Source organism: Sphingobium sp. GW456-12-10-14-TSB1 (assembly GCF_059424385.1).
The window spans coordinates 2278113-2296414 of sequence record NZ_JBWKZI010000001.1 but is presented as its reverse complement, the minus strand read 5'-3'; the positions used below and the strand labels follow the sequence as shown (position 1 = coordinate 2296414).

Below are 18302 nucleotides of genomic sequence, written 5' to 3'. Positions count from 1 at the left end.
CGAGGGCGGGTTCAGCCCGCCTTCGCCCGCAGCGCGATCGCCATGCCAGCCACCGCCAGCATGGCGCCGCCAGCTGCCAGTCCGGTCCAGCGATAGCCCTCCAGCAGGGTGGAGATCAGCATCGCGATCACCGGGATGAGGACGCTTGTATATGCCGCGCGCCCCGCGCCCATGCGCTGGATCAGGCGGAAATAGAGCGGGAAGGTAATGACCGACCCGACCAGGCCCAGCCACGCCACGCCCAGCCAATAGCCCGTACGCCATTCGGCCACCGGCGGGCCGACCGTGGCAAGCGCATAGGCGGCGTCCACCGCCGCGCCGATCAGCATTGCCCAGGCCAGCACCGCGATCATCGGCAGGCGGCGGGCAATATCCATCCCCTGCATGACATTGGCGGCAGAGGCGCTGAGCAACCCGGCGAGTGCAAAGCCGACCCCCGCCAGCACGTCGCCCGGCGCTATGTCGGCGGCGTGATATTCATGGGTCAGCATCAGGATGATGCCGGTCGTCGCCACCACCGACCCGGCAATGAAGGCGCGACTGACGGGCTGACGGAAAATCAGGAAGGCCAGGATGGAGTTGGGGATGAGCAGCATGGCGTAGATGACCGCGACGACGCCCGAAGTCAGGGTAAGTTCGGCGCGATAGACGAAGTTGAAATTGAGCACGAACTGCGCCGTGCCCAGTAACGCGGCAAAGGCCACCCCCGCGCCGCCAATCCGCAAGGACACGCCGCGCATCCGGCAAAAAATGGCCATGGCGACCCCCGCCAGCGCGAAGCGGTAGCAGACCGACCAGCTGGGCGGCACGCTGCCAATCTGGTCGCGAATGACGATCCAGGTCGAACTCCAGATCAGCGTGACGAGCGCGAAGGGGACGAGTATGCCGCCTTTCGCAGTCGGTTCAGCCATGGTCGAGTGTCCGCAACGCGGCGGCGAGCGGCGCGACGCTGGCGGCGTCCTGTGACCAGTTGGTGACCAGCCGCGCGGCCCCTTCGCCCCAGTCGTAAAAGTCGAAACCCTGCGCCCGCAGCGCCGCTGCATCGGCGGCGGTGAGGCGGATGAACAGTTCATTCGCTTCGACGCGGTGGAGCAGGCGGGCGGGCACGGCCTGCGCCAGCGCCTGCGCTGCGGCATTGGCGGCGCGGGCGTTGGCCAGCCACAGGTCGCCTTCGACCATCGCCAAAATCTGCGCGGCAAGATAGCGGCCCTTGGAGAATAGATGCCCCGACCGCTTGCGCCAGCGGGCAGCCTCGGCGGCGCGGGCGTCTGCCTGCGGGCCGAAAAAGAGCAATGCCTCGCCGATCATCCCGCCATTCTTGACGCAGCCAAAGCTGAGCGCGTTGACGCCGGCGCGCCATGTCAGATCGGCGGGCGCGCAGCCCAGATGCGCCACCACATTGGCAAAACGCGCGCCATCCATATGGAAGCCCAGGCCGTGGGTGCGCGCGATGTCGCCCAGCGCTGCGACCTCGTCGGGCGTGTAGGCGCGGCCATATTCAGTGGCGTTGGTGATGCTGATCGCGCGGGCTGGCACCTGATGCACGTCCGGGCGGATCGCCGCGAGCCGCGCGCTGACCATGTCGGGATGAAGTTTCGCGCCCTCGCCGGGCAAAGCCATGAGGCTCGCGCCATGGGTGAAGAATCCGGGCGCGCCGCATTCGTCGACGACGATATGCGCTTCTTCATGGCAGATCACGCCGCCATAGGGCGGGCAGAGCGTTGCCAGCGCGATGCTGTTGGCGGCCGTGCCGGTCGCGATCCACAGTGCCCGGACGCGCGTGTCGAACAGGGCCGAGAAAGCGTCATCCAGCCGGGCGCTCCACTGGTCGCCATCATAGCCATGATCGGCCAGATCGGCAGCGGCTATCGCCGCCATCACCTGCGGGCATAGCGGGGTCGCATTGTCGGAAAAAAAGTGCATGGCCAAGCGATAGCGGGCGGACAGGGGAGCGCCAAGAGGCCAGCATGCCAATACTGGCCTGATGGGTCAGTATAGTTGACGTTGTTTCGCGCGTCTATTTGTGACATAGGCTCGCCCTCCAACCCAAGGAGACAGACTATGGACGTCGAGCAGACATCCCGCTTCACCGTAACGCCAAGCCCCAGGGCTTTGTCGGCGGACGAGCGTGAGCAATTGCTGGCGGACCCCGGTTTCGGGCGTATCTTTACCGATCATATGGTGACGATCCGCTACACTGAAGGGCAGGGCTGGCACAGCCATGCCGTCGGTCCGCGTGAGCCGTTCCAGATCGACCCGGCCTGTGCCGTGCTGCACTATGCGCAGGAAATCTTTGAAGGGATGAAGGCGTATCGGCTGGCGGATGGCAGCATCGCCATGTTCCGCCCGGAGGAAAACGCCCGTCGCTTTGCCGAATCGGCCGATCGCATGGCGATGCCTGCGTTGCCGCAGGAGGTTTTTCTCGAAGCGGTCGAGGCGCTGGTCAAGATTGACGCCGACTGGATTCCGGACGGCGAAGGCAGCCTCTATCTGCGCCCCTTCCTGTTCGCGAGCGAGAATTTCCTGGGCGTTCGCCCGTCCAACGACTATATTTTCTGTGTCATCGCATCGCCCGCCGGTGCCTATTTCAAGGGCGGCAAGAAGGCCGTGATCCTGTGGGTATCGGAACATTACACCCGCGCTGCGCGGGGCGGCACGGGCGCTGCCAAATGCGGCGGCAACTATGCCGCATCGCTGATCGCGCAGAAGGAAGCGATCGGCCATGGCTGCGATCAGGTCGTGTTCCTGGACGCAGCGGAGCATAAGTGGGTCGAGGAACTGGGCGGCATGAACGTCTTTTTCGTCATGGATGACGGATCGATCGTCACGCCCCCGCTCGGCGGCACCATCCTGCCCGGCATCACCCGCAATTCGATCATCACCCTGGCCCGCGCCAAGGGGCATGACGTGCGCGAAGAACCCTACAGCTTTGCCCAGTGGCGCGCCGATGCGGCCAGCGGCAAGCTGCGCGAGGCTTTTGCCTGCGGCACGGCGGCGGTCGTCACGGCGATCGGCACGGTCAAGAGCGTGGATGGCGATTTCACCATCGGCAATGGCGATGGTGGCATCGTCACCGAAACCCTGCGGGCGGAACTTACCGGCATCCAGCGCGGAACGGTCGCCGATCCGGCGGGCTGGGTACGGATGGTTTGATATCTGGACGCATAGTGCTCCCGCGCTGGCGGGAGCACTATGCTATTTGGTTCAGGTCGCTTCCCAATCGCCCCCCAAGCGCCTAGATAGCGGGTCATGGAACGCTTCGACGTCGTGATATTGGGTGGGGGCCTTGTCGGCCTGACCCTTGGCATCGCCCTTTCCGGCCATGGCGTGCGCTGTGCCGTGATCGACCCTGCCGATCCGGTGGACACGACCGCCAGCGGCTTTGACGGCCGCGTATCGGCAATCAGTTCGACCAGTTTTGCGATGCTGTCGGCGATCGGCGTCGCGCCGTTTCTGGAAGGGAAGGGTTGCCCGATCGACCGGATCTGGGTCAGCGACGGGCTGGAGCCGGGGGCGCTCGATTTCGTGCCGGATGCCGACGATGGCGTGATGGGGACGATGATCCCCAATCGCGACCTGCGCATTGCGCTGGCGCAGGCGGCGGCCGATGCCGTCCATCTCACCCGCTTCCAGCCCGATCGCGCCATCCATGTCGACCGCAACGCCGATGGCGTGACGCTGACGTTGGCGAGCGGTGCCGTGATCTGTGGCGCGCTGCTGGTCGCGGCGGAGGGGCGCAACAGTCCGACGCGCGAGGCTGCGGGCATCCGCACCACGCGCTGGCAATATAAACATACCGCCATGGTCACGGCGATCGACCATGAAGTGCCGCACGCCAACACGGCCTATGAGATTTTCTATGTCGGCGGCCCGTTCGCGCTGCTGCCGATGCTGCCTGGCACGCGATCGGCGATCGTGTGGACTGTGCCCACGCAGCAGGCGCCCGCCATGCTCAAACTGTCCGAGCGTGCCTGGCTGGCCGAAGCGCAGAAGCGGATCGGCGGCTTTCTGGGCGAAATCCGTCTGGCAGGGCCGCGTTCCTCCTATCCTTTGGGCTTCCACCACGCCGCGCGCATTACCGATACGCGGCTGGCGCTGGTTGGCGACAGCGCCCACGCCATTCACCCGATTGCGGGGCAGGGGCTGAACCTGGGCTTCCGTGATGTCGCCGCGCTGGTGGAGGTGCTGGTGGAGGGCAAGAGGCTGGGGCTTGATCCGGGCGACGCGCAATTGCTGGCGCGCTACCAGCGCTGGCGGAGCCTGGATTCGCTGTCGGTCAGCGTGGCGATGGACGGGCTGGTGCGGCTGTTCGATGTGCCGGGGCGTTTGCCTGCCTTGGCGCGGCGCGCGGGACTGGCCGCGGTGCAGCGGACGTCGCTGCTCAAGGGACGCTTCATGGCAGAAGCGCGTGGGCAATCAGGCGCGCTGCCACGGTTGCTGACGGGCGAGATGGTCTAGTCGTTCGTTTGGCATGCCCTGCGCTGGTGGCAGGGCCGGATGATCAGGCCGTTCATCCAGCAATCGTAACCGTCATATCATCCGCCGCAGCACATTGTCCTTCAGCACGACATGATGGCGCAGCGCAGCGGCGATATGGACGATGATGAGCGCTACCCAGGCAAAACCCATCACCTCATGCCCCTCGCTGGACAGGCCGACGATCGCGTCGCCCTTGGTCACCGCGAATTTCGGCACGTCGAACAGGAAGAACCAGTTGAGCGGCCGCGTACCCGCCGATGTCATGACCCAGCCGGTCAGCGGGACCAGGATCATGAAGGCGTAAAAGACGCCATGGGTGGCGTGCGCCGCCGCCTTTTCCCAGACCGGCATCGCGCTGGGGAGCGATGGCGGGCGGTGGCCGACGCGCCAGGCCAGTCGCGCCAGCGTGAGCGCCAGTACGGTGAGGCCGATCGACTTGTGAACCGGCATCACCGCCCAATCCTTGGGCAGGGCGTCATGCCCGATGCCTAGGACCAGATTGACGATGATCAGGACCGCCAGGATCCAGTGCAGGGCGCGAGCGACAGAGGTATAGCGGTCCATGGCAACTCCTTGGGCGTAGGCGTCAACCCTGCCGGTTCGCGACGAGATTGTCGACCACCGACGGATCGGCCAACGTACTGGTATCCCCTAGCGCCTGCGCCGACACTTCGCCCTCCGCAATTTTACGGAGGATACGACGCATGATCTTGCCCGACCGGGTTTTGGGCAGGCCCGGCGCGAACTGGATGGCATCCGGCGTGGCGATCGGGCCGATTTCGGATCGGACCCATTTGATCAGCGTCTTGCGCAGCTCATCGCTTGGCTCGTCATGCGCGTTGAGCGTCACATAGGCGTAGATGCCCTGGCCCTTGATATCATGGGGGAAGCCGACGACGGCGGCTTCGGCAACGCTTTCATGCAGGACCAGCGCGCTTTCAACCTCTGCGGTGCCCATGCGGTGGCCCGACACGTTGATGACGTCGTCCACCCGGCCAGTGATCCAGTAATAGCCGTCCGCATCCCGCCTCGCGCCATCGCCGGTCGTATATTTGCCGGGGAAGGTGGTGAAATAGGTCTGGAAGAAGCGATCATGATCGCCCCACACGGTGCGCATCTGACCCGGCCAGCTTTGCGCGATGACGAGATTGCCTTCGGTCGCGCCCTCCAGCACATGGCCTTCCGCATCGACAATCTGCGGCACCACGCCGGGCATCGGCAAGGTGGCGGAGCCGGGCTTCAGGTCGGTGGCGCCGGGCGTCGGCGCAATCATCGCCGCACCTGTTTCCGTCTGCCACCATGTGTCGATGATCGGGCAGCGCCCTTCGCCGACAATGCTGTGATACCAGCGCCAGGCTTCCGGGTTGATCGGCTCGCCCACGGTGCCCAGCAGCCGGAGTGATTTGCGGCTGGTCGAATGGACGAATTCGTCGCCTTCCTTCATCAGCGCGCGCAGCGCCGTGGGGGCGGTGAAGATGGTCTGGACCTGATGCCGGTCGACCACTTCCCAGATGCGCGCTGGCGTCGGATAGTTGGGCACGCCTTCATATATGAGCGTGGTCGCGCCGTTCGCCAGCGGGCCATAGACGATATAGCTGTGGCCGGTGACCCAGCCGATGTCGGCCGCGCACCAGTAAATGTCGCCTGGCCGATAGTCGAAACAGAGTTCGTGCGTCAGGCTCGCCCAGAGCAGATAGCCGCCGGTCGTGTGTAGCACGCCCTTGGGCTTGCCGGTCGATCCCGACGTATAGAGGATGAACAGCGGGTCTTCGGCATTCATCGGTTCGGGCGGGCAATCGGGCAAGACGTTCGCGGCTTCCTCATGCAACCAAAGGTCGCGACCGGGCGTCATGGCCACAGTGCCGCCGGTGGCCTGCACGACCACCACTTTCTTCACACTGGGGCAATCCTTCAGCGCGGCATCGACATTGGCCTTGAGCGGCACCGTCTTGCCCGCGCGACGACCCTCGTCAGCGGTCACGACCAGGGTGGAATCGCAATCGATGATGCGCCCGGCCAGCGCTTCGGGGGAAAAGCCGCCGAACACGACGCTGTGAACCGCGCCGATCCGGGCGCAGGCGAGCAGGGCGAAGGCGGCTTCGGGGATCATCGGCAGATAGAGGGTGATGCGATCGCCCTTCCTGGCGCCAGCGGCTTTGAGCACATTGGCCAGGCGGCACACCTGTTCATGCACCTGTGCATAGCTGTAGCGGCGCGGCTCCGCATCGGGCGAATCGGGTTCCCAGACGATCGCGGTCTGATCGCCGCGCGTCGCCAGATGGCGGTCGATGCAGTTGGCGCTGACGTTCAGCACGCCGTCGGCGAACCATTTGACGCCAAAGTCGGCCTCGGCAAAGCTGCTTTCATTGGCGCGGGTCGGCGGCGTGATCCAGTCGAGCCGTTGCGCCCGTTCCAGCCAATAGGCGTCGGCATCGTCAATCGAGCGGGCATAATCGGCAGCGCGCGCGGCCTTGTCCATCAGCGCATTCTTGGCCCAATCTTCCGGCACCGGGAAAAAATCATCAGACATCGGGCACCCCTTCCGTAGCGAAACCGTTGTTTGGATGGCCTTCTATCGTCCTGACACGAGGATCGGAAGCGCTGTTCATGCCGTTTATCATCATCCTTTTGGTCGATATGACCGGAGCGCCAGATCGACCGTCTTTCATTTTGCCGCTTTCCCCGGCGCTCCGGCACGCCTAACAGGAATCGCCTATGTGGCTTCTCTATCAATTTCCGCTCTGCCCTTTCTCTCGCAAGGTCCGCCTGCTGCTGGGGGAGAAGGGTGTCGGCTATGATCTGGTACGCGAATCGCCCTGGGAGATGCGCGACGAATTTCTCGATCGGAACCCGGCCGGGACGACGCCGGTGCTGATTGACGAGGCCAAGGGCATCACCCTGATCGACAGCCAGGCGATCTGCGAATATTTCGAGGAAACGGTGGAGAAGTTCCCGCTCATCTCCGGCTCGGCTGCTGGCCGGGCGGAAGTGCGGCGGCTGACCGCCTTTTTCGACCAGAATTTCTATGGCGACGTGGTCGGCCCGCTGCTGCACGAGCGGATGAAGAAAAGGCTGATCGAACGCGCCCCGCCCGACGCGCGCATCCTGCGGGAGGCCATGAAGCGGGCGAATGTCCATCTGGATTATATGGACTATCTGCTCGACCATCGCAGCTGGATGGGGGGCGGTACGCTCAGCCTGGCGGACATTGCGGCGGCGGCGCACCTGTCGGTCGCGGATTATCTGGGTGGCATCGATTGGCAGGGCCATGAGCCGGTGCGGCGCTGGTATGCAGGTTTCAAATCGCGCCCGTCCTTCCGGCCGCTTCTGTCCGAAAGGATGGAGGTGATTACGCCCCCGCCCCATTATGAAAAGCCGGATTTCTAAGGAACGCCGGACGCGCCCCCCTTCAATCCGTCTCCGCCGCCAGATAGACCCGGTTGCGGCCATGTTCCTTGGCCAGATAGAGCGCGCGGTCGGCGGCCTTCAGGGCGCTGCGCGGGTCTTCATAGGCCAGCACGTTGGCAACACCGGCGGAAAAGCTGACACGTTCCATCCGTTCGCCATTGGTGCGGTTGACCAGGCTGCGGGTGGACAGATCCTCCCGCACGGCATCGACGGCCTCGCATGCTTCGGCAGCGGTCTTGCCGCGGAACAGCATGACGAACTCCTCGCCACCATGGCGGGCGACATGGCAATGGTCGTTGGAAACTTTGGCCAGCAGACCAGCGACGAATTTCAGCACCCGATCGCCCGTTTCATGCCCATGCGTGTCGTTGACATGCTTGAAATGGTCGATGTCGCAAAAGGCGACGGACAGCGTCTCGCCATTGTCCTGCGCCAGCTTCACTTCCTCCCGCAGCACGCCTTCAAAGGCGCGGCGGTTGGGCAGGCCGGTCAGATGATCATGTTCGGCGGCGCGGCGGGCATTTTCCAGGCTGGATTTGAGCGCCTGCGTCTGCTTCTGGTTTTCGCGCAGCTGGGTTTCGACCAGTCGCGTCTTTTCCACCATCGACCGGGTCAGGCCGACAAGGCGCGCCAGCACGGGTTCGGCATCACCGCCCTCGGCCAGGCCCTTGGCCTGCTCCTGCAATGCGGCACCATAATCCTTGGCCGAATTGCGCGATTCGTGCATCAGGCCGGTAAACTGGGTCAGATTTTCCTCGACCTTGTCCAGCATCGTGGCGAGCGAATCGGGTGTGACTTCATCCGGGCTCTGACTGGCCGCGACCGATTCGATCCAGCCGTTGGTGATCTTGCCGCGCTCCATCAGCACTGCCTTGATCGCCTTTTCCACGCCGATATTCGCGCCGGTCAGATAATCGAGCGCCACGCTGAAATTGATGGGCGTCAGGTCCAGGTCATGGGCGAACAGGAAGTCGCCAATCTCTTCATAAAGGCGGCGGCGGCGCGTCACTTCGCGGTTCGCGGCGGACCCCGCGCGGGGGCGCTGATCTTCCGCGCCACCCTCGTCGTCATCGGCCTTGCCCGACAGGCCTTTCGCCCATCGCGCCAAGCGGTCGGTCAGCCCATGTTGCGGGCTAGCGGAAGGTGAAGTTGCCCCGTTCATGAGGGCTATAACGGCGGTCGCGGATTAAGGTTAAGAGCCAGGACAGATAAAAATTCGCTCGGCGTCCCGTCAGATATCGGCGGCGATCAACCAGTCGCGGAAGATACGCACGGCGCGGGTCTGGAGCGCGCGGGGACGACAGACGAAATAATAGCGATAGGGGCTTTCGACGCGGATCGGAAACAGGCGGACCAGCCGGTTGTCGGCAGCTTCCTTGAAATGGCTGGCGTGCATGAAGGCGACGCCAAGCCCCTGTGCTGCCGCTTCCAGCATCAACTGTCCTGAATCATAATTGTCCGTCGCCAGCGGTTGCAGGTCGGGCAGGCCGACCGCTTCCTTCCAGGCATCGAACGCCAACGGCATGTCGCGGTGGAGCAGCACAGTATGCTGTGCCAGTTCCCCCGGCGACGTCAGCGCATGGGGCGATTCGAGCAGAGATCGCGCGCCGATGACATAGACTTCGTCATGATCCAGTTCATGCGCATAGAGCGCGGCGTCGATATCCTTGGCCAGCACGATCGCCGCGTCCAGCCCTTCACCCAGCCGGGCGACGGCATGGGGCGTCGTTTCGATGTCGATGTGCAATTGCGGATGCAGCGCGCGCAGCGCGCCCAGATGGGGAAACAGCCTTTGGGTTGCGAACAGGGGCATGACCGCCAGTCGCAGCCGCAACTGGTTGCCGCCGCTCTGGATATTTTCCAGCGCCTGCGCAAGGGAATCGAGGGCTGGCGCGATATCGTCCAGCAGCCTCTGCCCCTCAGCATTGATTTCCAGCGCCTGATGCTTGCGGTCGAACAGTGGGCGGCCGATGAAGCGCTCCAGCGCCTGAACGCGGCGGCTGAGCGCTGGAGTCGAGAGTGCGAGTTCTTCCGCCGCAGCCTTGACCGAGCCAAGGCGCGCAACCTGAACAAAGGCCTCCAGGGCCGTAAGGGGCGGCAATCTGCGCATCTGTCTTCACTAATCCGAAGCCGGTGCGCTGCGTCGCATCATGTCTTTTTGTCGATCGCAGCGGCAGCCGGTTCCAAGCATCCTGTCCACACTCAGCAGGAAAATCTCCAAAATGGCAAGATGCATTTTCTGCAACTCCCCTTTTCTTTTCGCACTTGCAATAAATTCTGCCGCGGTGCACATAGGGGGTGCCTTTCAGGCATCCTCTCCTAAAACTTTCCGGGCTGGCCTTTGGGCTGGCCCTTTTTTTGTGCGCAGGGCTTCGCCTCCTGCCCCTTTTCCTTGGCCGCGTCGTTTCCTATTTCGTGATTGAGCGAAAAGGAGGGGCCCGCAATGGCGGAAGATGACGTGACGGGACGGCGGATTCAGGTTGCCAATGCGCGACCAGAAGATGCCGGACGCGGGCTGGCGCGGCTGCCACTGGCGGTTATGGCGCAGCTGAGCCTAGCTGAAGGCGATGTGATCGAGATCATTGGCAAGCGATCGACCGCTGCGCGGGTAGTGCGCCCCTATAAGGAAGATGAAGGGCTGGACGTGCTGCGCTTGGACGGGCTGCAACGGGCCAATGCCGGTGTCGGCTCCGGCGATTTCGTCCATATCGACAAGCTGGAGTCGCGCGCGGCCCAGCGTGTCGTGTTCGCGCCTGCACAAAATAATCTGCGGCTTCAAGGGCATCCCGAAGCGTTGAAGCGGGTTTTCTTTCAGCGTCCCCTGACAGCGGGCGATGTCGTCGCGACGGCTGGGCAGCAGCAGGTGCCACCCGGCGACATGCCGCCCCAGTTGCGGCAGATGCTGGCCGCGCCGGCTTACGCTCTGCAGGAAATCCGGCTCGTCGTCGTATCGACCATACCCAAGGGCATCGTTCATATCGACGCCGAGACCGAGGTTGAGCTGCGCCCCGAATATGAGGAACCCAAGGAAGCGCGCCGTGCTGACGTCACCTATGACGATGTGGGCGGCATGGCCGATACGATCGACCAGTTGCGCGAAATGGTCGAATTGCCGTTGCGCTATCCGGAACTGTTCCAGCGTCTGGGCGTCGATCCGCCGCGCGGGGTGATGCTCCATGGCCCGCCGGGTACGGGCAAGACCCGGCTGGCGCGCGCGGTTGCCAATGAATCGGAAGCCGAATTCTTCCTGATCAACGGGCCGGAAATCGTCGGGTCTGCCTATGGCGAATCGGAAAAGCAGCTGCGCGAGGTTTTCGAGGCGGCGTCGAAGGCTGCGCCGTCGATTCTGTTCATCGACGAGATTGATTCGATCGCGCCGAAACGGGGGCAAGTGACCGGCGAGACCGAAAAGCGGCTGGTCGCACAACTCCTGACGTTGATGGACGGGCTGGAGGCACGCACCAATCTGGTCGTGATCGCGGCGACCAACCGCCCCGAAGCGATTGACGAGGCGTTGCGGCGTCCCGGTCGGTTCGACCGGGAAATCGTCGTCGGCGTGCCCGACGAGCGTGGGCGGCGCGAGATATTGGGCATCCATACGCGCGGGATGCCGCTGGGCGATACGGTCGACCTGTCGGAACTGGCGCGCATGACCTACGGCTTCGTCGGCGCGGATTTGGCGGCGCTGACTCGCGAGGCGGCGATCGAGACGGTGCGACGGTTCATGCCGCGCCTCAATCTGGAGGACGGCACGATCCCGCCTGACGTGCTGGAGGAATTGTCGGTCACCCGCGATGATTTCATGGCCGCGATCAAGCGCGTCCAGCCATCGGCCATGCGCGAAGTGATGGTGCAGGCGCCCAATATCGGCTGGTCCGACATTGGCGGGCTGGATGACGCGCAGATGCGGCTGAAGGAAGGGGTGGAGCTGCCGCTGAAAGACCCCGATGCCTTCCGCCGCATCGGCATTCGTCCGGCCAAGGGCTTCCTTCTCTACGGCCCGCCCGGCACGGGCAAGACCCTGCTGGCCAAGGCTGTGGCGCGGGAAGCGCAGGCCAATTTCATCGCCACCAAATCGAGCGACCTTCTGTCCAAATGGTATGGCGAGAGCGAGCAGCAGATTGCCCGGCTGTTTGCCCGCGCACGGCAGGTGGCGCCGACCGTCATCTTCATTGACGAGCTGGACAGCCTGGTCCCCGCGCGCGGCAATGGCATGGGCGAACCGCAAGTGACCGAGCGGGTGGTCAATACCATCCTGGCCGAAATGGACGGGCTGGAAGAATTGCAGTCGGTGGTGGTCATCGGCGCGACCAACCGGCCCACGCTGGTCGATCCGGCGCTGCTGCGGCCGGGGCGGTTCGACGAACTCATCTATGTGCCGGTCCCCGATCGGGCGGGCCGTCAGCGCATCCTGTCGATCCATACCGGCAAGATGCCGCTGGGCGATGATGTCGACCTGGCTTCACTGGCGGCACGGACGGAACGCTTCACTGGCGCTGATCTGGAGGATCTGGCGCGACGGGCGGGCCTGTTCGCGTTGCGCCAGTCGCTGTCGGTCGACAAGGTGATGATGGCCCATTTCGAAGCGGCGCTGGAGGAAACGCGCGCATCGGTGACGCCGGAAATGGAGCATGAATATGAAAAGATCCAGGCGACACTGAAGCAGAAGGCGTTGCAGGTCGACCCGATCGGCTTCGTTTCCCCCGGCATGTTGCGAGGGGCGAGTTGAAGGGACAAGCAGGCGGCGAGGGAAACCATATGCCGCCTGCGCGTTTCTTGTCATGTAAATGCAAAGCGGCTTGCCAGTCGCACTGATATTTGCGACGCCCGACCACGATCATAGACAGACGGATAGTGATGGCCTCCATTCCCTTGAAAAAGAAAAATATTCCGGGCGGCAAGCCAGGTGCTGGCCGGTTTCTCCAGCAATGGGGCATGTTTTTCCGCCAGTTCGTCAGGCATCCCGGCATGATCGGATCGATCATTCCTTCCTCTGCGACGCTGGTGGACCGGATGCTGGATCAGGTCGATTGGCACAATACGCGGCTGTTCGTCGAATATGGGCCGGGGGTCGGCACCTTCACGCAGGCGATACTTGATCGGTTGCACCCCGACGCGATCCTGTTGGCAATTGACCTCAATCTGGATTTCGTCGCCTATCTGGAGGCGCAATTCGACGATCCGAGGCTGAAGGTCGTGCATGGGTCGGCTGCCGACGTGCGGCGCTTTATCCGGCAAGCGGGTCATGTCCAGGCGGACTATATATTGTCCGGCATCCCCTTTTCGACATTGCCCGACACGGTGGGCGCGTCCATCTGCGCTGAAACGCGCACCGCATTGCGGCCGGGCGGCGCTTTCCTGGTCTATCAATATTCACGCTATGTCCGCCGTCTGCTCGACCCGTTATTCGCGCATGTCCGTGAAGGACGGGAATGGCGCAATATTCCGCCTTGCTGGATGTTTTGCGCCATGCGGGAAGAAGCGTTGGCGCAGGCGGCTTGATCTGGGTTAATCCATAACAGTAACGCCCAGAATCACTTGCCCCTTTTCCTTACGTATATTTGACTTGAACCAAATATTGCGTATCGGATGCCTGCTTGACTGTGGGGGTTATGGGGGATGGCGTCACGCGCCACGAATGGGGATGAATGGGCAGACCTGTTTCTGTCCGCCGCGCTGGACCCGGAAAACTGGGACAGGGCGATCAGGGCAATGGACGCCGCGACCGGGTCGCGCCATGGCCAACTGATCGGCTTTGGTCCCGGCGCCAGCAGTTTCAACTGGATCAGCGACATTGATGACAGCATCGTCGCCAAGACCGCGACGATCGACCAGTCCCGACCTGACCTCAATTATCGCGTCGCGGCTGACGCTTTGCGCGACAGTCCGACCATCGTCCACGAAGCGCAATATGATGTGGCGCGCCAGTCGCTGCGCGCGGACGACTATCTCGACCTTTGCGCCGATTTCGACATTTTCAATGGCTGTCAGACCCGCCTTCTGGCGGGACGGGAAGGGATGATCGGGCTGGCGTTGCTGCGCGACAGCAAGGATGGGCGCACAACCCAGGAGCAGCGCGACCTGTTTGGCGCGATTGCCCCGCACGTCCGCACGGCCGTGTTGCTTCAGCGCGCGATCGAGCAGCAGGGATTTGCGCTGTTGTCCGGCACGTTCGAGGCGATGGACCGCGCCTGCTGGCTGCTCGATGCGACCGGGCGGGTTGGGGGCATGACCCCGCGCGCCGACGCGCTGCTGGCGACCAGCCGCATTCGCGTCCGTGATGGCTGGCTGGCCAGCGAACGGCCCGATGAAAGCCGCGCCATCGCTCGCGCGGTTCGCGCCGTGATAGACCCGCCTGGCCGCGCTGCCGATCCGGTCGCGCTGCGCGATGATAGCGGGGGCGTGGGCATCATGCTGGAATGCTACCCCTTGCCCAGTCGACCCTGGGCACTGCCGTTCGCGCCGCGCGCCATCATGATCGCGCGGGTTGGCGCGCCGACGGACCGGCACGTCCAGCTGTTGATGCGGACATTCGGCCTGACCCCGGCCGAAGCCGACATCGCCATCCGGCTGGCGGCCGGCCAGTCCCGCGCCGACATCGCGGCGGCGCGCGGCGTATCGGCCGAGACGTTGAAGGTGCAACTGCGCAGCATCTACGACAAGACCGGATGTCGCCGGGAGTCGCAACTTGTGCGGATCGTCGGCCTGATCAGCCATTGACGCTATCCCTTTCGGCGCGCCTGCACTGTCCGAAGGGATGAGAACCTAAGTCTAATTTTCCTGTCCGTTCGGACCCGCCACTCTCCTGCTTCGGCCGGGGGGAAACCGGCGTCACGAACGGGAGGATGATATGAAAGGGACGTTGCGCCTGATGAGCGCGGCGGGAGCGCTGCTGCTCGCCGCCACCGCTGCACCGGCCATGGCCGGCACCACGGCCGATCTGCTCAAGCGCCTGCATGAAAAGGGCATCCTGACCGATGAGGAATATCAGGAGCTGCTGAAGGGCCAGAGCGCAGAGGCCGCGCAAGCGCCGCCAGTCACTCCGGATGCGTCGGGCGGCAAGCCGCTGGTCCGCATGGCCGACAGCGGTGTGGGGCTGCAAATGGGCGATGTCACGCTCAAATTCTCCGGTTCGGTCAATGGCTTTTACGTCCATGACAATGGCGAGGCACCCAATGCGACCAACACCGTCGTAGGCGGCGTGGCGACGGTGGGCGGCAACAGCTCGGCGATCCGCAATGGCCTGCTGCCCGGCTTCCTGAAGGTCGAGGCGATGACGACGCAGGGCGGCTGGGACGTCGGCGCGCATTTCGGCATGTATCCCGGCATCAACTCGGTCAATTATGCCGCGGGCGGCGGGGCCAACAGCCCCGGCAATCCCCGCGCGCTCCAGACCGCCGGGATCGACTTTCGCCAGACCTATCTGACCTTTGGTCGGGCCGGTTTTGGTGAAGTGAAGATCGGCCGCGACATCGGGCTGTTCGGGTCCGAAGCGATCCTCAACGACATCACCCTGCTGTCGTCGGGCACGCCGGCAGGCAATGTCGCCCCGTCCAACACGACGCTGGGACGGATCGGCACTGGCTATATCTACACCGATTTCCAGCCGCAGATCACCTATACCACGCCCAATTTCAACGGTTTCACCGCCAGTGTCGGCATTTTCGAGCCCTTGTCCTCGCTCACCGGCCCGGCGGAATCGAACAAGCAGCCGGGCTTCCAGGCGAAGTTCGTCTATGATGGCAAGCTGGGCGAGGTTGCGACGCGGCTGTGGCTGTCGGGGATCAGCCAAAAGCATAATGTGATTGCGGGTCCGGACTATACCGGCTGGGGCTGGGATGCGGGTGCCAAGGTCACGTTCGGGCCGGTCACGCTGGTCGGCACCTATTATGATGCGTCGGGCCTGGGCACGACCGCGCTCAACCTGTTCGATACCGATGGTCTTGGCAACCGGCGCGACAGCCATGGCTTCTATCTGCAGGGGCTGGCGACGTTCGGCAAAATCTCGGTTGGCGGCAGCTATGGTGAAAGCCATCTCGATTATGCCAATGCTGCCGATGCACTGGCCAATCCGCTGCTCGTGGACAAGAATGGCAGCTGGGTCGGGCAAGTGCGTTACGGCCTCAACAGCTGGGTGACGCTGCTGGGCGAATATGTCCACACGACGTCGAAAGCGCATAATGGCAATGAGGCCAGTTCCGACGCGCTGGCGGCCGGGGCGATCCTGTTCTTCTGACCGGCTGGTCGACCCAAGGAACAATGTTACGGGGCGGGGACTGCATCCTAGAAAGGGTGCGGTCCCTTTCCGTTTGCAAAAATGCTGAAAAATCAGGACAGGGGGCGCCGAGGGGATTGTCATGAAAACCACCATTCTGCCCGCCTTGCTCTTGTCCATACCTACAGCCGCGCTGGCGCAGGCGCCGGACGATGCGGGGGATACGCCGTCGATCATCGTCACTGGCACGGGCCTGTCGCTGCCGCCCGGCACTCCGGCCTATGGGTCGGTGGTGATCGACCGCGCCCGGTTGCAGGACAGCGCGTCGGGCCGGATCGAAAGCGTGCTGGGCGATGTCGCTGGTTTCCAGCAGTTCCGCCGGTCCGACAGCCGGTCCGCCAACCCTTCGGCGCAAGGCGCGACCCTGCGCGCGCTGGGCGGCAATGCGTCCAGCCGGACGTTGCTGCTGCTGGACGGCGTGCCGATGGCCGATCCCTTCTTCGGCTATATTCCGTTCAACGCGCTGGTGCCTGATCGGCTGTCGGTCGTCCGGGTGACGCGCGGCGGGGGTATCGGCGCATTTGGTGCAGGGGCGGTCGCGGGCACGATCGAACTGGCCAGCGCCACGCGCGATCAACTGCCGATCTTTGCCGCGAGCGCCTTTTATGGCAGCCGCGATTCGACCGAATTGTCCGCCAGCCTGACGCCGGACCTTGGCAGCGGCTATGTGTCGCTGTCCGGGCGGTGGGACAGGGGAGACGGGTTCCAGACGACACCCAAGGGACAGCGCGTCGCCGCGACCGTGCCCGCCGCCTATGACGGATGGTCCACCAACATACGCGCGGTCGCGCCTGTCTCCGCGAACGCCGAACTGCAATTTCGCGCAACCCTGTTTGAAGATAACCGCACGCTGCGTTTCGCCGGTGCGGACAGTATGAGCCAGGGGCAGGACGCCAGCATCCGCTATATCAATCGCGGGCCGTGGCAGGTCGATGCGCTGGCCTACATACAGGCGCGCAATTTTTCCAACATCGTCATGTCGTCCTCGACCTTCCGCAAGTCGCTAGACCAGCGCAACACGCCCTCGACCGGCCTTGGCGGCAAGATCGAACTGCGGCCGCCCGTCGGTGGCAACCATCTGCTGCGCGTCGGTGTCGACACCCGCTTCGCCACCGGCGACATGTTCGAGGACGCCTTCAACGCGAATATCGCCAGCAACCCCGCGACCTTCCGCCGCCATGCCGGAGGGAAGGAACTGACCAGCGGTATTTTTGTCGAGGATGACTGGACGATTGGCAAGCTGGTCCTGACCGGCGGGGTGCGGGCCGATCGCTGGTCGATCCGCAACGGTTTTTACCGGCAGGTCAGTGCGACGACCGGGGCAGTCACCAACAGCGCCTTTGCGGACCGGTCCGACTGGGAAGTGTCGGGCAGGGTCGGCGCGCTCTACCGGGTGACCGAGGCGATAGCGTTGCGCGGCGCGGCCTATAGCGGCTTCCGCTTACCGACGCTAAATGAACTCTACCGTCCGTTCGTAGTCTTTCCGATCACGACGCAGGCCAATGCCGCGCTGACCCCGGAAAAGCTGAAGGGGGCGGAAGCAGGCATCGACCTTACGCCCGCACCGGGCGTCACCCTGTCGGCCACCGCCTTCTATAACCGGCTGGACGACGCCATCGCCAATGTCACCATCAATGCGACCACCCGCCAGCGTCGCAATGTCGATCGCATCGTGGCGAAGGGGATCGAACTGACGGCGGCAGCGGCGCTGGGGGACATGCGCCTTTCCGCCTCCTACGCCTATAGCCACAGCAGCGTGCATGCGCCCGGTGAACCCTTTGACGGCCTGACCCCGGCGCAAAGCCCCCGCCATGCCGCCAGTGCGACCATTGCCTATAGTCCGGCGCAGGGGCCGACCCTGTCGACCACGCTGCGCTATGTCGCCAAACAATATGAGGATGACCTGCAAAGCGACGTGCTGCCTGACGCGCTGACACTCGATGCCATCGCACGGCTGCCGGTCGGCCATGGCGTGACGCTGGTGGCACGGGGCGAAAATCTGTTCGACGAGAAGGTCGTGACCCGCAATGCGGGCGGGTCCATGGACCTGGGCACGCCGCGCACGCTGTGGATCGGCATCAGTTTCGCCAACTGACAAGCCGGTCTTACGGCAATCATGCATGATCTTGTCTGCGTCGGC

At 63.9% G+C, this 18302-nt stretch carries 14 protein-coding genes; 8 read left to right on the top strand and 6 right to left on the bottom strand.

Translation table 11 applies throughout. The annotated features are described in order from the left end of the window. Positions 1-11: 11 nt before the first annotated feature. Entirely contained in the window at positions 12-911 is a 900-nt protein-coding gene (locus AC07X9_RS11220; RefSeq protein ID WP_017184259.1) for a DMT family transporter, read from the bottom strand. Next, a complete protein-coding gene (locus AC07X9_RS11215) occupies positions 904-1923 on the bottom strand; it encodes a threonine aldolase family protein (protein WP_017184260.1) in 1020 nt (339 codons plus the stop codon). The genes AC07X9_RS11220 and AC07X9_RS11215 overlap by 8 nt, the downstream gene beginning before the upstream one ends. A 138-nt stretch (positions 1924-2061) precedes the next feature. Here AC07X9_RS11215 and AC07X9_RS11210 point away from each other — a divergent pair, with 138 nt between their 5' ends. Together AC07X9_RS11210 and AC07X9_RS11205 are read left to right on the top strand one after the other, a co-directional pair. Then, positions 2062-3153: a branched-chain amino acid aminotransferase gene (locus tag AC07X9_RS11210; protein WP_086485767.1), complete on the top strand. Its 1092-nt coding sequence runs from the start codon at positions 2062-2064 to the stop codon at positions 3151-3153. 96 nt (positions 3154-3249) lie between these two features. Then, on the top strand, positions 3250-4458 hold the full coding sequence (locus tag AC07X9_RS11205) for an FAD-dependent monooxygenase (protein WP_017184262.1): 1209 nt from the start codon (positions 3250-3252) through the stop codon (positions 4456-4458). Between the two features lie 72 nt (positions 4459-4530). Here the strand turns inward: AC07X9_RS11205 and AC07X9_RS11200 are convergent, their stop codons facing one another. Together AC07X9_RS11200 and acs are read right to left on the bottom strand one after the other, a co-directional pair. After that, positions 4531-5043, bottom strand: coding sequence for a cytochrome b (locus tag AC07X9_RS11200; protein WP_017184263.1), 513 nt, complete (start codon positions 5041-5043; stop codon positions 4531-4533). A gap of 22 nt (positions 5044-5065) precedes the next feature. Beyond that, positions 5066-7009: an acetate--CoA ligase gene (gene acs / locus AC07X9_RS11195; RefSeq protein WP_086485766.1), complete on the bottom strand. Its 1944-nt coding sequence runs from the start codon at positions 7007-7009 to the stop codon at positions 5066-5068. 185 nt (positions 7010-7194) lie between these two features. Between acs and AC07X9_RS11190 the strand changes: the two genes are divergently transcribed. Next, on the top strand, positions 7195-7866 hold the full coding sequence (locus AC07X9_RS11190) for a glutathione S-transferase family protein (RefSeq protein ID WP_017184265.1): 672 nt from the start codon (positions 7195-7197) through the stop codon (positions 7864-7866). A gap of 22 nt (positions 7867-7888) precedes the next feature. Here AC07X9_RS11190 and AC07X9_RS11185 read toward each other — a convergent pair whose 3' ends face one another. Then, entirely contained in the window at positions 7889-9049 is a 1161-nt protein-coding gene (locus AC07X9_RS11185) for a GGDEF domain-containing protein (protein ID WP_026002593.1), read from the bottom strand. A gap of 69 nt (positions 9050-9118) precedes the next feature. Continuing rightward, positions 9119-9997, bottom strand: coding sequence for a LysR substrate-binding domain-containing protein (locus tag AC07X9_RS11180; protein ID WP_017184267.1), 879 nt, complete (start codon positions 9995-9997; stop codon positions 9119-9121). Positions 9998-10330: 333 nt separating this feature from the next. On the opposite strand from AC07X9_RS11180, the gene AC07X9_RS11175 reads away from it, so the two are divergent. The 5 genes from AC07X9_RS11175 (at position 10331) to AC07X9_RS11155 (ending at position 18257) form a co-directional block, all read left to right on the top strand. After that, the gene (locus AC07X9_RS11175; RefSeq protein ID WP_017184268.1) at positions 10331-12616 is read left to right on the top strand and encodes a CDC48 family AAA ATPase; all 2286 of its coding nucleotides are present in this window, start codon (positions 10331-10333) and stop codon (positions 12614-12616) included. A 128-nt stretch (positions 12617-12744) separates the two neighbouring features. Next, entirely contained in the window at positions 12745-13389 is a 645-nt protein-coding gene (locus AC07X9_RS11170; protein ID WP_017184269.1) for a class I SAM-dependent methyltransferase, read from the top strand. 117 nt (positions 13390-13506) lie between these two features. Then, positions 13507-14607 carry a helix-turn-helix transcriptional regulator gene (locus AC07X9_RS11165; protein ID WP_086485765.1) on the top strand — a complete coding sequence of 367 codons (1101 nt, stop codon included), beginning with the start codon at positions 13507-13509 and terminating at the stop codon, positions 14605-14607. 130 nt (positions 14608-14737) lie between these two features. Then, positions 14738-16123 carry a porin gene (locus AC07X9_RS11160; protein WP_026002594.1) on the top strand — a complete coding sequence of 462 codons (1386 nt, stop codon included), beginning with the start codon at positions 14738-14740 and terminating at the stop codon, positions 16121-16123. A gap of 121 nt (positions 16124-16244) precedes the next feature. Further along, on the top strand, positions 16245-18257 hold the full coding sequence (locus AC07X9_RS11155; protein WP_017184272.1) for a TonB-dependent receptor plug domain-containing protein: 2013 nt from the start codon (positions 16245-16247) through the stop codon (positions 18255-18257). The last annotated feature ends 45 nt before the right edge of the window (positions 18258-18302 follow it).

Bases quoted from the DNA above. Each gene is read 5' to 3' on its own strand.
- AC07X9_RS11220 (WP_017184259.1), bottom strand. From the start codon at position 911: ATGGCTGAACCGACTGCGAAAGGCGGCATACTCGTCCCCTTCGCGCTC.
- AC07X9_RS11215 (WP_017184260.1), bottom strand. From the start codon at position 1,923: ATGCACTTTTTTTCCGACAATGCGACCCCGCTATGCCCGCAGGTGATG.
- AC07X9_RS11210 (WP_086485767.1), top strand. From the start codon at position 2,062: ATGGACGTCGAGCAGACATCCCGCTTCACCGTAACGCCAAGCCCCAGG.
- AC07X9_RS11205 (WP_017184262.1), top strand. From the start codon at position 3,250: ATGGAACGCTTCGACGTCGTGATATTGGGTGGGGGCCTTGTCGGCCTG.
- AC07X9_RS11200 (WP_017184263.1), bottom strand. From the start codon at position 5,043: ATGGACCGCTATACCTCTGTCGCTCGCGCCCTGCACTGGATCCTGGCG.
- acs (WP_086485766.1), bottom strand. From the start codon at position 7,009: ATGTCTGATGATTTTTTCCCGGTGCCGGAAGATTGGGCCAAGAATGCG.
- AC07X9_RS11190 (WP_017184265.1), top strand. From the start codon at position 7,195: ATGTGGCTTCTCTATCAATTTCCGCTCTGCCCTTTCTCTCGCAAGGTC.
- AC07X9_RS11185 (WP_026002593.1), bottom strand. From the start codon at position 9,049: ATGAACGGGGCAACTTCACCTTCCGCTAGCCCGCAACATGGGCTGACC.
- AC07X9_RS11180 (WP_017184267.1), bottom strand. From the start codon at position 9,997: ATGCGCAGATTGCCGCCCCTTACGGCCCTGGAGGCCTTTGTTCAGGTT.
- AC07X9_RS11175 (WP_017184268.1), top strand. From the start codon at position 10,331: ATGGCGGAAGATGACGTGACGGGACGGCGGATTCAGGTTGCCAATGCG.
- AC07X9_RS11170 (WP_017184269.1), top strand. From the start codon at position 12,745: ATGGCCTCCATTCCCTTGAAAAAGAAAAATATTCCGGGCGGCAAGCCA.
- AC07X9_RS11165 (WP_086485765.1), top strand. From the start codon at position 13,507: ATGGCGTCACGCGCCACGAATGGGGATGAATGGGCAGACCTGTTTCTG.
- AC07X9_RS11160 (WP_026002594.1), top strand. From the start codon at position 14,738: ATGAAAGGGACGTTGCGCCTGATGAGCGCGGCGGGAGCGCTGCTGCTC.
- AC07X9_RS11155 (WP_017184272.1), top strand. From the start codon at position 16,245: ATGAAAACCACCATTCTGCCCGCCTTGCTCTTGTCCATACCTACAGCC.